Consider the following 15,280-nt stretch of genomic DNA (forward strand, 5'->3'; position numbering starts at 1 on the left):
TCGCGGACGGTTACCGCTACTGGGCCATGGACGCGATCATCGCGGACTTGGACACGCGGCGTCATGAATTCCACGTGGCGGTGGAGAACTGGGAACACGACTTCAACATCGGTTCCGTAATCGGTGCTGATCGAGATGATCGACCTACTCAAGAAATGCGTTCTGGTGTTCGGGAGGTAGGGTCTGATGGCGTCGAAGTCACCTACGAGTCCTTTTGTGGCCAGTGCTACCTCACCGAATCCGGCGGCCGCCTTGGCTGACGGCTTCCGCCCAGCTGACGGAGCGCGTTCAACGGTCAATCTCGATCGCGAAATACCAAAGTTGCGCGGACACGACAAAAGGGGCCTCGCGATGTCGAATTCCGAAGCGCGCGTGTGCCCCTCTACTTCCAAGGCATAGCTCACCCCGGGGCTTGCGGCAAGACCCCCGGAGAGCGGGATGATCAAGCTCCTTCCCCACCCGATTTCCGCTTTCGGAGCTGATGACATGCATCCCGTGGCCACTTCCATCTTCACCCTGCCCGATCACCTGGCCGCCAAAGCCGATCCGCAGCTCATTGCCCGCGACGAGCAGCACCTGCGCGCCGTGGCGACTGCACTCCAGGACTACATCTCTGAACTGACCGCTCGGCTCGACGCCGCTCGCAAAGCCCCCGGCGGGGCAGGCCAGGCCGCTCTGGACCGGGACCAGGACATCCACCGCCTCACGGGCCGCCTCCGCGTGTTGCGCCGCTTCAACTCCGACCTGTGCCTGGGCCGCATGGTGGCCGGCGATTCTGATGCCGACGACGCCGCCGAACCCACCTATATCGGCCGGCTCGGGTTGACCGACCGTTATAGCCAGCGGCTCCTGGTCGATTGGCGGGCGCCGGCCGCCGAACCGTTCTTCGCAGCAACCCACGCCAACCCGATGGGATTGATCAGTCGCCGCCGTTATCGCTGGACCAGCGGCCACATCACGGACTTCTGGGACGAGGTGTTCACCCCGGAGGGCCTGGAAGGCAACGCGGCACTCGACGATCAGTCCGCCTTCATCGCGAGCCTGGGTGGCAGCCGGTCGGAGGCCATGCGCGATGTGCTGGGCACCATCCAGGCCGATCAGGACGCCATCATCCGTGCCGGGTCGCGGGGCGCCCTGGTGGTGGATGGCGGTCCGGGTACCGGCAAGACCGTGGTGGCCCTGCACCGCACGGCGCACCTGCTGTATTCGGACGCGCAGGTGAGCGAACATCGCGGGGGCGTGCTTTTCGTGGGCCCGCACCGCCCCTATCTGGCCTACGTAGCGGATGTCCTTCCCAACTTGGGCGAGGACAGCGTGCGGACCTGCACACTCAACGATCTCCTGCCCGAGGGACTCGCCGCCACGGAAGAATCCGATCCGGAGGTGGCTCGGCTGAAGTTCTCAGCCGAGATGGTCAACGCGATCGAACCCGCGGTGGCCCTGTACGAGAACCCTCCGACCGAAGGGATGGAGATCGACACACCATGGGGCGAAGTGTGGCTCAGTTCGTTCGACTGGGCCGAGGCCTTTTCGGCCCCGGACCCCGGGACGCCCCACAATGAAGCGCGCGGGCTGATCTGGGAATCGGTGGTCGAGATCCTCACGGACAAGGTGCGGGACCTCGGGGAGGACGCGAGCGACGTCGGCGTAGACCCGAACGAGGATGTGGACGGTGAATTCAACGCCTACGGTCTCACTCGTGAGGATTCCGCGGCCCCGTTCCGCCGTGCGATCAGCCAGAACCCCGAACTGAAGCGAACGTTCGGCCGCGCCTGGCCGCTGCTCCATGCCACCGACCTGGTGGGTGACTTGTGGGAGGTTCCGGCGTACCTGCGCATGTGTGCCCCGTGGCTCGAGCCGCGCCAGATCCAACTGTTGCGACGTGCCGACCCGCGCGCCTGGAACACGGCCGACCTCCCCTTGCTCGACGCCGCACGCCAGCGGTTGGGTGACCCGGATACAACGCTGCGCGCCGAACGGCGACGCGCAGCCGAGGAGGCAGAAAGCACCCGCATGGCGGACGTGGTTGATCAACTGATCGAATCCGACGATTCGGTTATGAGGGTCATGCGGATGCTGCGCGGCCAAGATCTGCAGCACGCTCTGTTGGAGCACGCGGCACCGCCCGAGATCAACCAGGACGCGCTCGCGGGACCGTTCGCTCACATCGTGGTGGACGAGGCGCAGGAGCTGACCGATGCGCAGTGGCAGATGCTGCTTCGCCGTTGCCCGTCGCGTAGTTTCACCATCGTGGGGGACCGGGCCCAGGCCAGGCACGGTTTCACGGAAACGTGGGAGCAGCGCCTGGAACGGGTGGGCTTCGACCGCGTCATCCACTCCACCCTCACGATCAACTACCGCACCCCGCGAGAGGTCATGATCGAGGCTGAGCCGGTGATCAGAGCGGCAATACCGGATGCGAACGTTCCCGTCTCGGTCCGCAGTAGCGGGGTGCCCGTGAAGCACGGGGTCGCGGCGGATCTTGAGGAGATCCTCGACCAGTGGGAGGTCGGCCACGATGACGGCGTCGCGTGCGTGATCGGCGCTCCGTACTTCACGCCCCGCGACCGGGTGCAATCGTTGCCGCCCGCGCTGGCCAAGGGGCTCGAGTTCGACCTGGTGGTGCTGCTCGACCCCGAGCGTTCCGGCGGTGGGATCGCGGAGGCGGTGGACCGCTACGTGGCCATGACCAGAACCACGCAGGAGCTCGTTCTTCTCGAACGCCCCTGAAGGCTTGCTTTAAGAGGCCGACGCCGCCCGGGCACCTTGCGTGGGCAAGGCGCCCGAGCGGCGTCGTCGAACCGCGATGGACTAGGCGCGCACGATGTCCGTCACCAGGATGCTCTCGCAGGAGCGCGTGGTGTTAGTGATCTTGCGCGTGAAGTCGCTGACCGAGTAGCTCTTGATGTACTTGGCGAGTGAGCCGAGCGCCGCGTAGGCCTCCAAGCGCGCCAGTCCCTGACCCGCGCAACCGTGGATTCCGTACCCGAAGGTCAGGTGATCCACGGGATTGCGGGTGACATCGAAGGTATCCGCGTTGGGGTAGTGGCGCTCATCGCGGTTGCCGCCGGCGAGCAGTAAGGCAACCTGGGAGCCTTCCGGGATCACGACGTCGTCCACTTCGACGTCCCGCATCGTCTTGCGGCCCGTGGCGGGCAGCGGGGAGTGCATGCGCAGCACCTCGTTGAACGCGGAAGGGACCAGCGCGGGGTCCTCGCGAACCTTGGCGTACTGCTCCGGGTGCTCGGCGAACAGCATGATGGCGTTGCCGATCGAGGCGATTGTGGTGTCCATACCCGCGGCGACGTACTGGTGGATGATCATGCCGCAACTTTCGTAGGCGATGTCGCCTCGCTCTGCTGCGGCGAAGATGCCGTGGCCCATACTGCCCTCGGTGAGATCCGAGACCTGGATGTTGTGGGTCCAGTCGAAAAGCTCTTTGGCCACCGGAAAACTGTTCTGCGCGCGTTCATTCATGGGGCCGAGGAGGTTGAACGCTGCCTCACCCCACGTGAGGATCTTGGCGCGGATCTCCGGATCCTTGATGCCGATCATGTCCACGATCACGTTGAGCGGAAGGGCGCGGGCGAGGTCCTGCATGCCGTCGAACTCGTCCCGCTCCGCCAGCTCGCGGACCATGGTGTCCGCCTTGGTCTCGATGTCAGCTTTGACCGAACGCAGCGCACGCGGGGACAGGTTCTGGGACAGCACCTTGCGCAAGTGCTGGTGATCCGGCGGATCCGTGGCCAGGGTGGTGCCCTTGAGCACCTCGTTCATCTGGGGGTTGAATGCCACCGCAGTGGAGGAAAACGTCCCCGGATCGCCCAGCGCCTCGCGGACCGCCTCATAGCGGGTGACGGCCCACAGCTCACGAGCCGGGATGTACACGGCAGCGGCCTGATCCCGAAGGCGCCCGTAGGCCTCGTACGGGTTCTCCAAGACTTCGTCGGCAAAGATGTCCACGCTGTCCTGAACAGCCGTTTCCGTTGTCATGATTGACCTTTCGGGTCTGAGTCACAAATGCTCACTCACCCTGGAATCGAGGGGTGTGTGGTGCATCACAGTCAACGGCGTGGGGCCCTATCCGGCAAGTGAATTATTCTTATGGCCAGCATTCTTAGTGTGCATACCCACTGGCGGTAGCGGTCTTGAGGGTGCCCCCGAGCCACTGGCGGAACGGGTCGTCCTGGAGCCACGGATTCCAGACGATGTCCACTCCGAGTGAGGGGATTTCCAGCGGAAACTCTGCCACGTGTATGTCCGTGACCGGGTCCATGAGTTCGGCAGTGCTCCTGCGGTGCAGGGCGATCAGATCCCGCCCCGAAACCAGGTGGGGGATCAGCAGGTTGTCGTTGATGCGCGTGCGCACCGAGTACTCGACGCCGTGTTCGTGGAGTGCTTGATAGGGCCGCGAGATGCGCGGGGCGTCGAACATCACGTGGGGCAGGGTGGCCAGCAGCTCCAGCGCATTCTCGTTGGTGAGAGCAGAGGAGCCGGAAATCACCACCCAGCGATCGTCGTAGAGGCGCTCGCGCGGATGACTCGTCGTGAAGGCCTCGGGGAGCAGGATCGCGTCCACGTTGTCCTGGGTGAACAGCGAGTCGGACGGATTGGCGGTGGTGATCATCCGCAGAGTGCAGTTCGGCGCCCGTTCCGAGATCCCACGGCAGATGTCCGACCCGGCGACAAGAGCTGTGCTCGTGCTCAACGCGAGCGTGATCTCCCGATGACTGGTGCCCGGTTCGAAGGTGGCTTCATGGACGAGGGTGGTGCTCTGACGCACGAGGTGCTTGAGCGGACCCAGGAGTTCCTTGGCGCGGGGCGTCAGCAGGGACTCGTTGCCCCGACGAATCAAGATGTCGTCCTTGAGCATGCGACGAATCCTGCGGAGCGCGTGGCTCATGGCCGGTTGGGACAGGCCCACTCGCTGCGCCGCGCGGGTCACCGATTGTTCCTCGATCACCGCCAGGAGCGGGACCAGCAAATTGAAGTCCATGGCGGCGGCCCGCGCGAGTTCCGTGTCCTGCGGTTCGGTTTCGGCGGGGTTCGACGACGTCGCTCCGGCTGATTTTTTCACGGCTCTCCTTCTGTGGGTAGCACCCGGGGTTATTCACAACGTGAATGCAACTAATGATATCTATGCATTGGACGCACTGTGTGATCTGGGCAACACTCGAAAGGAGTCGCCGGTTGGCGGCCCATGGCAAGACAGCACGCGAGTAGGAGGACACCTCATGCGGATTGAACTGGATCAGGCCCGTTGCGAAGGTCACGGATTGTGTGAAGAAGCGGCACCGAATCTCATGCACCTGGACGACGATGCCGAACTGATCATCGACGTTCCCGAGGTCGAGGGTGACGACTTGGCCAAGGCCCAAGCTGCCGTGCGCGTGTGCCCCGTGGCCGCCCTGCGATTGGCGTGATCCCTATGGTCCAGCACGCTCCCGCGGACATGAACCGAATCGTGGTGGTCGGCCACGGCATTGCCGGTGTGACCGCCTGTCACGCCCTACGCGACGCGGGCTTCACCGGCCACCTGACAATCGTGGGCGATGAGAGTCATGCACCGTACAGCCGACCGGCACTGTCCAAGGCGGCGCTCGTGGACGGGCAGGACCTTTCGGCTCATCTTCTGCCGGAAGCCACTCATGGTGGATTGGAATTACAAGGTGTCCCGGCCCGTAGCGTGGACTTGTTCGAACGCACAGTCACTCTGGAGGACGACACCAAGGTGGCCTTCGACGGTCTGGTCATCGCAACGGGTGCTGGCGCTCGAAAGCTGACGGACAGTGCCCACGAACTGACTCTCCGCACCATGAACGATGCGGAAAATGCGCAGTCCCGTTTCGTCCCGGGCCAAGACGTGGTGGTAGTCGGCGGCGGGGCACTCGGCATGGAACTGGCCTCCGGTGCGGTGGAGCGTGGCTGCCGTGTGAGCGTGGTGTGCTCCGGAACTCCCATGAGGCGTCACCTCGGTGAGTACCTGGCCTCGGAAATCACCGCCATTGCCAGGGACATGGGGGTGCGGTTCATCGACGCGACTGCCGTATCCGCCACCGTGGATGAAGAATCGACGGTTGTGGAGCTCAGCGATGGGTCTCGCATCACCGGCGACGTATTGGTCACGGCCATCGGCGATCATGCCCATGACCGCTGGCTGGAGGGATCCGGCCTGCTCAGTGGCGGCCGCGTGGTGACCGATTCCCGAGGCCGCGTTCTCCACGAGGACGGCACGGTGTTGCCGCATGTCGTAGCAGCCGGCGATATCGCGCACTGGGAGGGTGAACGTCAGCCACTGTGGACCACCGCGATCGAGCACGCCAAGGTTGCTGCTCTCGCGCTACTGCGTGGTGATCTGTCGGAGCCGCTGAACTTCGTCCCGTATTTCTGGACCGAGCAGTTCGGGCTGACCATTCGCGTCATGGGACGAGTGCCCGTCCACGGTGCTCCCGAGGTGATCGACAGTGGCGCATCCAAGAGCGCGCCCGATGACCAAGCCGTGGACCCGCACCGAGCGCTGTTGCGCTGGCAGTCCGAGGACGGATCGGGCACCGCTGTGGCCGTGAATTACAAGATTCCGATTCCCAAATTGCGGAGGCTGACCGAGCGGAAGGCGACCGCCGCGTGAAGTCTCTGAGCGGCGTCGTCCTTCACCATTTCTAATTCCCTGCGGACACGTAAGCTGGACGCCATGAGCACCAATTTCTCCCCCGTGGATCTGGACACCGCTCGCGAGCGACTGCGCGACCTCATCAAGGGTCTGGCCATCGTGCGCGGAAACGTGACGTTGGCCAGCGGAATCCAAGCCGATTACTACGTGGACCTGCGACGTGTGACCCTGCACCACGAGGCCTCGCGCTACGTCGGTCAGGTCATGCTCGGCCTGCTGGACAAGGCAGGTATCGAGTTCGACGCCGCCGGGGGCCTCACCATGGGTGCCGACCCGGTGGGGCACGCCATCATGCGCACCGCCGGTGATCAGGGTCGCGCGATCGACACGTTCGTGGTGCGCAAGGCGCAGAAGTCCTACGGCATGGGCCGTCAGGTGGAAGGTCCCAGTGTGGTGGGCCGCAATGTGGTGGTCGTGGAGGACACCTCGACCACCGGTGGTTCCGCGCTCACCGCGGTGGAAGCCCTGCAGAAGGCCGGCGCGAACGTTGTGGCTGTGGCCGTGATCGTGGATCGCCGCACGGGTGCCAAGGAGCGCATCGAAGATTATGCGGGAGTGCCTTGCCTGTACGCCTATTCGAAGGACGAGCTGGGGCTTGACTGACCCGGCTACCACTTCTGAATCCAATGTCGAACACGTGGTGGGCGTGGGCCCATGGGAAGGTCCGTGGCCGGAAGGCGAGCACTGGGACCGTGAGTTACTCGAGAACGGGGACCGTCGCAACGTCGCGGACGGTTACCGCTACTGGGCCATGGACGCGATCATCGCGGACTTGGACACGCGGCGTCATGAATTCCACGTGGCGGTGGAGAACTGGGAGCACGACTTCAACATCGGTTCCGTGGTGCGCACCGCCAACGCGTTCCTAGCGCGCGAGGTCCACATCGTCGGACGACGCCGCTGGAACCGTCGCGGAGCCATGGTCACCGACCGCTATCAGCACGTTCGCCATCACCCCTCCGTGCCGGACTTCATTGAGTGGGCAAAGTCCGAGGGGTTGCCCGTGTTGGCCATCGACAACGTTCCGGGTTCGGAGCTGATCGAGACCTTTGACCTACCCAAGAAGTGCGTTCTGGTGTTCGGGCAGGAGGGCCCGGGAGTGTCCCCGGAGATCATCGAGGCCGCAGATGCGGTAATCGCCATCGAGCAATTCGGCTCCACCCGCTCCATTAACGCCGGGGCCGCGGCGGCAGTGGCGATGCACGCGTGGATCCGCCGACACGTGTTCGAGCAGCGCGTGAACTGAGTCTTTCCGGTGCGACGCGGGCGGTCCGACGCGTGTGATCTGCTGCGTACCGAATAACCACCGTGAACATCTGAGCACCGGTTTGTTGGCGAAAACCTTTCGGGCAGAGGTTCGCACGAGAATGGCATCTTTTTCGCGAACTCGCGCCTTAAATGTCGGGGTTCACGGCCGGTGCTCGAAACCTTGACGTAAATCTTCGACAAATCGCGTTCCGCCGTCTCACTACCGGAAACACCTCTGAGCCGTGCACCATTTGAGGGGACATCCCCCTAGTTACTCATCGGTTACTGTGGGCCGTATCACATTTTGATAACGGAGGTTCTTGTGGCTCACAGACCCAGTTCGACCCGCGCGTCCATTCATTGGAAAGGTGCGCTCGCCGCCGTCGCGGGTGCGTGTCTGATCCTGGCCAACATGGCGCCCGCCCACCCTGCCGAGGACGGACTGGCGGAGATGCCACCGGCCGAGCAGGCTCAGATCCTGGAAGAAGCCGGGGTCGACCAGTCCGATCTGGAGCGCGATCGCGCGTTGAAGGAACTCTCCGAGACCACGGATACCGACTTCTAGTCGACGCCCGCGCAACTGCCCGCCAATAACGGCGATCTGGTGCGGCAGGAGCCCGCCAAGTTCTACCTGGATCCGGTCAAGCTGATCCAGCCCAATGCCAAGGCCACCCGGATCATGTACCGCACCACCAACAGTCATGGTCAGGCGGTGGGAACTACCGGAACGGTGCTGGCCTCCAACGCCACGTGGCCCAAGAAGGGGCCGCGTCCCCTCGTGGTGTTCTCACCGGGCACCCAGGGTATGGCCGACCGCTGCGCACCATCCCGGCAGATGGCGCTGGGTATGGAGTATGAGGGCTTTTCCCTGATAGGTCTGATCAACGCCGGCTACTCGGTGGTGGTCCCGGACTATATCGGCCTGGGTACCGAGGGGCCGCACACCTACATGAACCGCGTGGATCAGGCTCACGCCGTGCTCGACGCCGGCCGCGCCGCTCAGCGGGCGGGGATTCTTGGCATTGCCGCCGAGACTCCCGTAGCCATGGTGGGCTATTCGCAGGGTGGCGGCGCCACGGCGTCGGCGGCGGAAACCGCGCCCACGTACGCGCCGGAACTGAAGGTCAAGACCGCATGGGCCGGTGCCCCGCCGGCAGACCTGTCGGCCACCGGCAAGCACATTGATTCCACGCTGTTCTCCGGGCTGGCGTTCTACGTGATGGGTGCGGCCACGGAATCGGGCGCGGACGCTCGCGGTGATCTCAATGCCGATGGCCTGGCCCGCTACGCCAAGGCACAGGATTCCTGCATTATCAACGGGGTGCTGGACCACGCCTTGGTGCCCACCAGCTCGCTCACCAAGGACGGCAGCACGTTCACCCAACTCTTGGGTAAGCCGGAACTGGCCGGCTACCTTGCGCAGCAGACCAACGGCACCGAAGGTAGGCACCCGGCCGTTCCGGTGCGTATCGCGCACGGCCCCGCCGACGACGTCGTGCCCTACCGTGCCGGACGCGAACTCGCCCAGCGCTGGTGCGCCTCTGGTGCGAATGTTTCGTTCCAGACCCTGGTCACCCCGACGCACTTGGGCGGCTACCTCGAAGGCGTGCCGGCCATGCTGACCCACTTGGATGCCCGGTTCAATGGTTTGCCCCAGGTGAGTTCGTGCTGGCGCTTGTGAGCGGGGCTCCTGGCACCGCGCGATGTCGCTGACCGGCTGGCCAGTTCGCCAACTGTCGAGTCAGCCGTTGGCGGCGTGACGCGGTAAAAGGTGCGTCAGGCCATGGGTCGTGGCGTCACGTGAGGTCAAGCGCCGCGCGCGCCGTGCGCAGGGCGACCCGGGCGTAGTCCGGATCGCCCGTTCCTGCGGCGGTCGAGATGGCGCCTTCCATGAGCACGAACAGTGAACTGCCGGCTTCGGTCGAGCCACCGATCCGGTCCATGTAGGACCGCACATGGCGATCATGGTCCCGGATGACTCCCTGGGCTTCTTCACTTAGCCGCTCGCCGCGGGTGTTGCCGATCCCGCAGCCCACGAAATCGGGCGTTGCGAACCAGTCGCCCAGCCAGGTGAACAGCGCGGTAACGGCGGCAGTGCGAGCGGACTCGTCCAGAGCGCCGTCGTTGAGAATGTCAGGAACTGCAGCGGTTACGAATTCTTCCAGCAAGCGGGTCCATCCCGCGTGGGTCGACCGAAGGTACGCCGTGACCAGTGATTCCTTGGACGGATAGCGGGCATAGAGGGCTTTGAGGCTCACGCCGGCCAGCTGGCGGATGTCCTGAATCGAGACGTTGCCGATTCCGCGGCGATAGAACAGGTGCGCGGCCGCGCGGAGGATGGGGTCATCCGTGAGCTCCGCGTGGGCGGCAAGCGGGGCGAGGTCGGCTGTCTCGGTCACGGTTCTGATGTGCCCCTTTGCATGGAGAATGGTGATTCTCTATGCTAGCTGGAGAACGACCATTCTCCGAACGATTCGGTTCGGGCCGAGAGAAGAAGGAACCCCGTGAACGCCATGCCGTCCGTATCCACCACCGACACCTCCGAGCTGGAGGCGCAGGAACCCCGCCGGCTGGACGTGGACGTTCTGGTTATCGGTTGGGGCAAGGGTGGCAAGACGTTCGCCGGGAAGATGGCCGCCGCCGGTAAGAGCGTGGTCATGGTCGAGCAAAGTGCCGCGATGTACGGTGGCACGTGCATCAACATCGGCTGCGTGCCCACCAAAACGCTGATCCACTCGGCTTCCGAGAAGCGCGCGGCGGACGGCGATCAGAAGTTCTTCGAGGATGCCGTCGACTACCGGGATTCCCTGATCGGCAAGCTCAACGACGTGAACTTCCACATGCTCGCGGATCAGGACACCGTGACCGTGGTGGACGGCCGCGCCTGTTTTGTGGGCCCCCGCGAAGTTGAGGTCACCCCGTCCGTGGGTGGTCGTGGCCTGGCCGAACACTTGCGCATCACCGCCGAAACCGTGGTCATCAACACCGGAGCCACGCCTGTCATGCCTCCCATCGAGGGCATCGACCTGCCGGGAGTTTACGACTCCACCTCCATCCAGCACGCGGAGCCATTCCCGCAGCGACTGGCAATCATCGGCGGCGGGCCTATCGGCCTGGAGTTCGCTTCGATGTTCACGAACTTTGGATCAGAGGTCACCGTGATTGCCCGCGGCGAGACGATCTTGCCGAGCGAGGACCGCGGCGTGCGCGGCGTCGTCGTCGACGTGCTGACCGACGCGGGAATCACGCTACGGACGAACGCGTCCGCGGAAGCGATCGAGACCCGCGACGGCGGATTGGCCATTACCTTGTCCGGCGGCGGGTCCATCGAGGCCGACGCCGTTCTGGTCGCCACCGGGCGCAGGCCCGCCACCGAGGGGCTCAACTTGACCGCGGCCGGGGTCGAGGTAGACGAAAAGGGTGCGGTCATCGTGGACGATCACCTGCGCACGACGGCCGAAGGCGTCTATGCCATGGGCGATGTGCACGGCGGCCCGCAGCAGACCTACCTGTCGCTGGACGACAGTCGCGTGGTGATGAGTGCGCTGACCGGGGATGGTTCGCGGCGCGTGTCCTCGCGCGTGGCTGTGCCGACCACCACGTTCCTGACGCCGCCGCTGTCGGCCGTGGGTATGACAGAAGATGCGGCCCGCAAGGCCGGGTGCGCAGTGAAGGTCGCGACGGCGATGGTGGCCGACATCAAGGCCATGCCGCGCCCCAAGGCCGTGCAGGATCCGCGCGGCGTGATCAAGTTTGTCGTCGATGCCGAAACCGACCTGGTGCTGGGCGCCCGGTTGTTCCATGTGGACTCGCAAGAGGTCATCAACCTGGTGGCACTGGCCATGCGCGCCGGAGTGACCGCGAGCGAACTGCGTGACGGTATCTGGACGCACCCCTCTTCCACTGAAGCCCTGAACGAGGTTCTGGGACAGCTGGAGTAAGACCGGGCGCCCCCGCGGTCGGGCGGGGGCGTTCCTGCTTGATTTTCGGACAGAACTCGTTCTATCCGTTTCTGACCGATTGGTCTATGATTAGACCATGCGGTCAAACAGTGTGCAGACGAGTTCGAATCCCACCTTCACCGAGTCGGCTCGCCGGACTCAGATCATGAAGTGCGCCATCGAGGTGCTGGCGGAATCCGGGTACTCGGGCGCGTCACTCGCGGAGATTGCGCGGCGGGCGGGCATCAGCAAGAGCGTGGTGCTGTACTACTTCTCCGGCAAGGACGATCTTCTCTCCAGCGTGGTGTTCGACGTGTACGGACGAGCGGGTCAAGCCATTACTGAAGCGCTGTCCCACGAAGCGAGCCCCGGCGAAAAAATTGCGGCCTACGTGCGGACCAACCTGCATTTCTTGGAAGAGCACCCGGCCGACATCCGGGCCGTGGTGGAAATCGTCTCCAATGCGCGCGGCTCGGACGGTACCCACAGTTTTGTTCCTCAGGGCGAAGACCCGGTGCTCGCACACTTTGAGCAACTCTTGCGTGAAGGCCAGGACGGCGGGGAGTTCCGAGAGTTCGACCCGCATCACTTGGCGATCATCATCAGGAGCGCCATCGACACCGCATCCGGGCGATTGGTCGCTGATCCGTCATTCGACCTGGCCGCGTACACTCGCGAACTTCTCTCCGTGGTGGAGCTCGCGACAGGTATCCACCGAAGCGAGGAATCATCATGAAACGCGTTGCGAAACCACCGCCGGTAAATCGTCAGTCACCGGTTGTCGATCATCAACCGCCCACTCCGGACAAGCCGCCACCGGACAAACTGCCTGCGCAGGAACGATCCACGGGCCAGGTGCCTCCGGAGAAGCGCAAGCGGGCCGTGGCCGGGATGATCGGGATCGACCTGGTTCTACCCTTCGCCATCTACTACGGGTTGCGGTTAGCCGGCGCGGATCCGTGGTTGGCACTCATGCTCGGCGCGGTGGGGCCGCTGGTGCGCATCGCAGTCACCACCGTCCGCACCCGCCGGATCGACCGACTTGGTGTCTTCACCCTCAGCGTCCTGGCCATCGGAACGGCCGTGGGGATGTTCAGCGCCGACCCCCGGCTACTTCTGGCCCGGGAAAGCTGGCTCACCGCGCTCATCGGTTTCTGGATCTTGATCTCACTGGCCGGCCGACGCCCCATTCTGTTCGAAGCCACCATCGCCGTGATGCCGGCCGACGCCGCCACCCAGTGGGAACACGACTGGGACACCAACCCGTTCTTCCGGAAAATCTTTCGCACCATGACCCTCGCCTGGGGTATCGCCTTCATCCTGGACGCTGTGGCTCGCGTAATCATGGCCTATACGTTGCCCATTGATGTGGTTCCTATCGCGAGTATCGGTCTGCTTCTGGTCATGCTCTTCGCGATCGTCTACGGGACCAAGTTCTATGCGGGGCGCAAGCTGGCCGCAGACGGGCCGCAGCAGTCTTCCTCGGCTGAAACGAGAGGTGCGTTATGAACGCCCCAGAGAATCCGTCACCCACAACAACCTTCGCTCTCATTCCACCCGCCGCGAGCACGCCCTGGTACTGGCACCTGGTAGCCGATGAACTGCGTGAAAGAGGCCACGGCGTGATCACCGTCGATCTTCCGTGCGCCGACGACTCGGCCGGTCTTGAGGCATATGCGGACATTGCAGCGCAGACCATCGGCGATGCCCGGGACGTGGTCATCGTCGCCCAGTCGCTAGGCGCCTACACGGGGACGCTCATCGCCGACCGGGTAAACGCCCAACTGCTCATCCTGTTGACGCCCATGATCCCCCTCCCGGGGGAGTCGCCGGGCGACTGGTGGGAGAACACCGGATATGCGCAGGCCAGGCAAGAGCAGGTCGCGCGGCTCGGATGGGCACCGGAGCAGGATGACGATCCACAGAATGTCTTCTTCCACGAGCTCTCCGATCACATGGTCGAAGAGGTTACGGCGCACGCGGTCGGCCAGTCAGGACATCCGTTCCAGGACCCACTGCCGCTCGAGACGTGGCCTAACACCCCAACTCGGGTGCTGATCTGCCGGGACGACAGGTTCTTTCCCGTAGATTTCCTCCGGAAACTGACCCGGGAACGTTTGCAAATCGATCCGGACGAAATGGGTGGCGGGCACCCCGTCGCGCTCAGTCGGCCGGTGGAACTCGCGGACAAGCTCGAGGGGATCTGGCGGAAGTGATGTCCCAGTGACTCCCACGAAAGTGTGAATCGCCCGTCCACTAGACTTGAGAACAGGCCCACAGGCCACGGCTCAACCGTGCATCGGGAATCCAGTAGAAGGAGCACTTCATGCCCATCGCAACCCCTGACGTTTACGCCGAGATGATCGACCGGGCCAAGGAAAAGGGCTTTGCCTACCCGGCCATCAACGTGACCTCTTCCCAGACCTTGAACGCCGCAATCCGTGGCTTCGCCGAGGCGGGTTCGGACGGCATCATTCAGGCCTCCACCGGCGGTGCCGCCTACTGGTCCGGTTCCTCGGTCAAGGACATGGTGACCGGTTCGCTGGCCATGGCCGCGTTCGCCCGCGAGGTGGCCAAGAACTACGACGTCAACATTGCTCTGCACACCGACCACTGCCCCCAGGACAAGCTGGAAGGCTTTGTGCTGCCGCTGTTGGCAGAGTCCGAGAAGGCTGTGGCTCGCGGCGAGGACCCCATTTTCCAGTCGCACATGTGGGACGGTTCCGCGATCGAGCTGGATGAGAACCTCAAGATCGCTCAGGAGCTGTTGGAGCGCACCAATAAGGCCAAGATCATTCTCGAGGTCGAGATCGGTGCCGTGGGTGGCGAGGAAGACGGCGTGGTCGGCGAGATCAACGACACCCTCTACACCACGGTCGAGGACGGCATGAAGACCATCGAGGCGCTGGGCGCCGGCGAAAAGGGCCGCTACATCACCGCTCTGACCTTCGGTAACGTCCACGGCGTGTACAAGCCCGGCAACGTGAGCCTGCGTCCGGAACTGCTCAAGCAGATCCAGGACGAGGTGGGCGCCAAGATCGGCAAGGATCGCCCCTTCGACCTGGTCTTCCATGGAGGTTCCGGCTCCAGCGCCCAGGAGATCGCGGACGCGGTCTCCTACGGCGTGATCAAGATGAACGTTGACACGGACACCCAGTACGCGTTCACCCGCCCCGTCGCAGGCTTCATGTTCGACAACTACGACGGCGTCCTGAAGATCGACGGCGAGGTCGGCAACAAGAAGAAGTATGACCCCCGCGTGTGGGGCGCCGAGGCCGAGACCGGCATGGCCACCCGCGTGGTGGAGGCCTGTCAGAACCTCGGTTCCGCAGGTACCTCCATCAAGTAAGTTCTGTTTCAGCACACCGGTGCCCCGCGCGTTCTCGCGCGGGGCACCGCGTCGTTTAAGGCCGACGCCGCC

The 15,280-nt window shown here is 64.2% G+C and carries 15 protein-coding genes and 1 pseudogene; 13 read left to right on the plus strand and 3 right to left on the minus strand.

What is annotated here, in order from left to right; genetic code table 11:
- Positions 1-122: pseudogene (locus EWV37_RS07665) on the plus strand (rRNA methyltransferase); the annotation flags it as partial.
- A 364-nt stretch (positions 123-486) separates the two neighbouring features.
- Positions 487-2,730, plus strand: coding sequence for an RNA polymerase recycling motor ATPase HelR (gene helR / locus EWV37_RS07670; protein WP_129700981.1), 2,244 nt, complete (start codon positions 487-489; stop codon positions 2,728-2,730).
- Between the two features lie 81 nt (positions 2,731-2,811).
- Here the strand turns inward: helR and EWV37_RS07675 are convergent, their stop codons facing one another.
- Together EWV37_RS07675 and EWV37_RS07680 are read right to left on the minus strand one after the other, a co-directional pair.
- The gene (locus EWV37_RS07675) at positions 2,812-3,993 is read right to left on the minus strand and encodes a cytochrome P450 (RefSeq protein WP_129700843.1); all 1,182 of its coding nucleotides are present in this window, start codon (positions 3,991-3,993) and stop codon (positions 2,812-2,814) included.
- 124 nt (positions 3,994-4,117) lie between these two features.
- A complete protein-coding gene (locus tag EWV37_RS07680; RefSeq protein WP_202976196.1) occupies positions 4,118-5,077 on the minus strand; it encodes a LysR family transcriptional regulator in 960 nt (319 codons plus the stop codon).
- Between the two features lie 157 nt (positions 5,078-5,234).
- On the opposite strand from EWV37_RS07680, the gene EWV37_RS07685 reads away from it, so the two are divergent.
- The 6 genes from EWV37_RS07685 (at position 5,235) to EWV37_RS07705 (ending at position 9,599) form a co-directional block, all read left to right on the plus strand.
- Positions 5,235-5,423, plus strand: coding sequence for a ferredoxin (locus EWV37_RS07685; RefSeq protein ID WP_016997135.1), 189 nt, complete (start codon positions 5,235-5,237; stop codon positions 5,421-5,423).
- 29 nt (positions 5,424-5,452) lie between these two features.
- Positions 5,453-6,628 carry an NAD(P)/FAD-dependent oxidoreductase gene (locus EWV37_RS07690; protein ID WP_129700845.1) on the plus strand — a complete coding sequence of 392 codons (1,176 nt, stop codon included), beginning with the start codon at positions 5,453-5,455 and terminating at the stop codon, positions 6,626-6,628.
- Between the two features lie 63 nt (positions 6,629-6,691).
- On the plus strand, positions 6,692-7,273 hold the full coding sequence (gene pyrE, locus EWV37_RS07695; protein WP_095798783.1) for an orotate phosphoribosyltransferase: 582 nt from the start codon (positions 6,692-6,694) through the stop codon (positions 7,271-7,273).
- The gene (locus tag EWV37_RS07700) at positions 7,266-7,916 is read left to right on the plus strand and encodes a TrmH family RNA methyltransferase (protein ID WP_238663141.1); all 651 of its coding nucleotides are present in this window, start codon (positions 7,266-7,268) and stop codon (positions 7,914-7,916) included. The genes pyrE and EWV37_RS07700 overlap by 8 nt, the downstream gene beginning before the upstream one ends.
- Positions 7,917-8,240: 324 nt before the next feature.
- Positions 8,241-8,483 (plus strand): hypothetical protein, encoded by a 243-nt coding sequence (locus EWV37_RS15680; protein ID WP_238663143.1) that lies wholly within the window; start codon positions 8,241-8,243, stop codon positions 8,481-8,483.
- 39 nt (positions 8,484-8,522) lie between these two features.
- Complete coding sequence (locus tag EWV37_RS07705) at positions 8,523-9,599, plus strand: lipase family protein (RefSeq protein ID WP_238663144.1); 1,077 nt, start codon at positions 8,523-8,525, stop codon at positions 9,597-9,599.
- 115 nt (positions 9,600-9,714) lie between these two features.
- Here the strand turns inward: EWV37_RS07705 and EWV37_RS07710 are convergent, their stop codons facing one another.
- Entirely contained in the window at positions 9,715-10,317 is a 603-nt protein-coding gene (locus EWV37_RS07710; RefSeq protein ID WP_165189321.1) for a TetR/AcrR family transcriptional regulator, read from the minus strand.
- 114 nt (positions 10,318-10,431) lie between these two features.
- Here EWV37_RS07710 and EWV37_RS07715 point away from each other — a divergent pair, with 114 nt between their 5' ends.
- The 5 genes from EWV37_RS07715 to fbaA all read left to right on the plus strand — a co-directional run bounded on the left by EWV37_RS07715 (position 10,432) and on the right by fbaA (position 15,208).
- On the plus strand, positions 10,432-11,859 hold the full coding sequence (locus EWV37_RS07715) for an FAD-dependent oxidoreductase (RefSeq protein WP_193554309.1): 1,428 nt from the start codon (positions 10,432-10,434) through the stop codon (positions 11,857-11,859).
- 97 nt (positions 11,860-11,956) lie between these two features.
- Positions 11,957-12,595, plus strand: coding sequence for a TetR/AcrR family transcriptional regulator (locus EWV37_RS07720; RefSeq protein ID WP_238663145.1), 639 nt, complete (start codon positions 11,957-11,959; stop codon positions 12,593-12,595).
- Positions 12,592-13,368, plus strand: coding sequence for a VC0807 family protein (locus EWV37_RS07725; protein ID WP_095798786.1), 777 nt, complete (start codon positions 12,592-12,594; stop codon positions 13,366-13,368). The genes EWV37_RS07720 and EWV37_RS07725 overlap by 4 nt, the downstream gene beginning before the upstream one ends.
- Positions 13,365-14,075 (plus strand): alpha/beta hydrolase, encoded by a 711-nt coding sequence (locus tag EWV37_RS07730; RefSeq protein ID WP_129700851.1) that lies wholly within the window; start codon positions 13,365-13,367, stop codon positions 14,073-14,075. The genes EWV37_RS07725 and EWV37_RS07730 overlap by 4 nt, the downstream gene beginning before the upstream one ends.
- 110 nt (positions 14,076-14,185) lie before the next feature.
- Entirely contained in the window at positions 14,186-15,208 is a 1,023-nt protein-coding gene (gene fbaA, locus EWV37_RS07735; protein WP_016995989.1) for a class II fructose-bisphosphate aldolase, read from the plus strand.
- Positions 15,209-15,280 lie beyond the last annotated feature (72 nt).

The organism is Kocuria carniphila (genome assembly GCF_004136555.1).
Classification (GTDB): domain Bacteria; phylum Actinomycetota; class Actinomycetes; order Actinomycetales; family Micrococcaceae; genus Kocuria; species Kocuria carniphila.

What these genes read in the sequence shown, in the direction of transcription:
- EWV37_RS07690 (WP_129700845.1), top strand. Translation starts at nt 5,453, where the DNA reads ATGAACCGAATCGTGGTGGTCGGCCACGGCATTGCCGGTGTGACCGCC.
- EWV37_RS07730 (WP_129700851.1), top strand. Translation starts at nt 13,365, where the DNA reads ATGAACGCCCCAGAGAATCCGTCACCCACAACAACCTTCGCTCTCATT.
- pyrE (WP_095798783.1), top strand. Translation starts at nt 6,692, where the DNA reads ATGAGCACCAATTTCTCCCCCGTGGATCTGGACACCGCTCGCGAGCGA.
- fbaA (WP_016995989.1), top strand. Translation starts at nt 14,186, where the DNA reads ATGCCCATCGCAACCCCTGACGTTTACGCCGAGATGATCGACCGGGCC.
- helR (WP_129700981.1), top strand. Translation starts at nt 487, where the DNA reads ATGCATCCCGTGGCCACTTCCATCTTCACCCTGCCCGATCACCTGGCC.
- EWV37_RS07725 (WP_095798786.1), top strand. Translation starts at nt 12,592, where the DNA reads ATGAAACGCGTTGCGAAACCACCGCCGGTAAATCGTCAGTCACCGGTT.
- EWV37_RS07685 (WP_016997135.1), top strand. Translation starts at nt 5,235, where the DNA reads ATGCGGATTGAACTGGATCAGGCCCGTTGCGAAGGTCACGGATTGTGT.
- EWV37_RS07715 (WP_193554309.1), top strand. Translation starts at nt 10,432, where the DNA reads ATGCCGTCCGTATCCACCACCGACACCTCCGAGCTGGAGGCGCAGGAA.
- EWV37_RS07675 (WP_129700843.1), bottom strand. Translation starts at nt 3,993, where the DNA reads ATGACAACGGAAACGGCTGTTCAGGACAGCGTGGACATCTTTGCCGAC.
- EWV37_RS07720 (WP_238663145.1), top strand. Translation starts at nt 11,957, where the DNA reads ATGCGGTCAAACAGTGTGCAGACGAGTTCGAATCCCACCTTCACCGAG.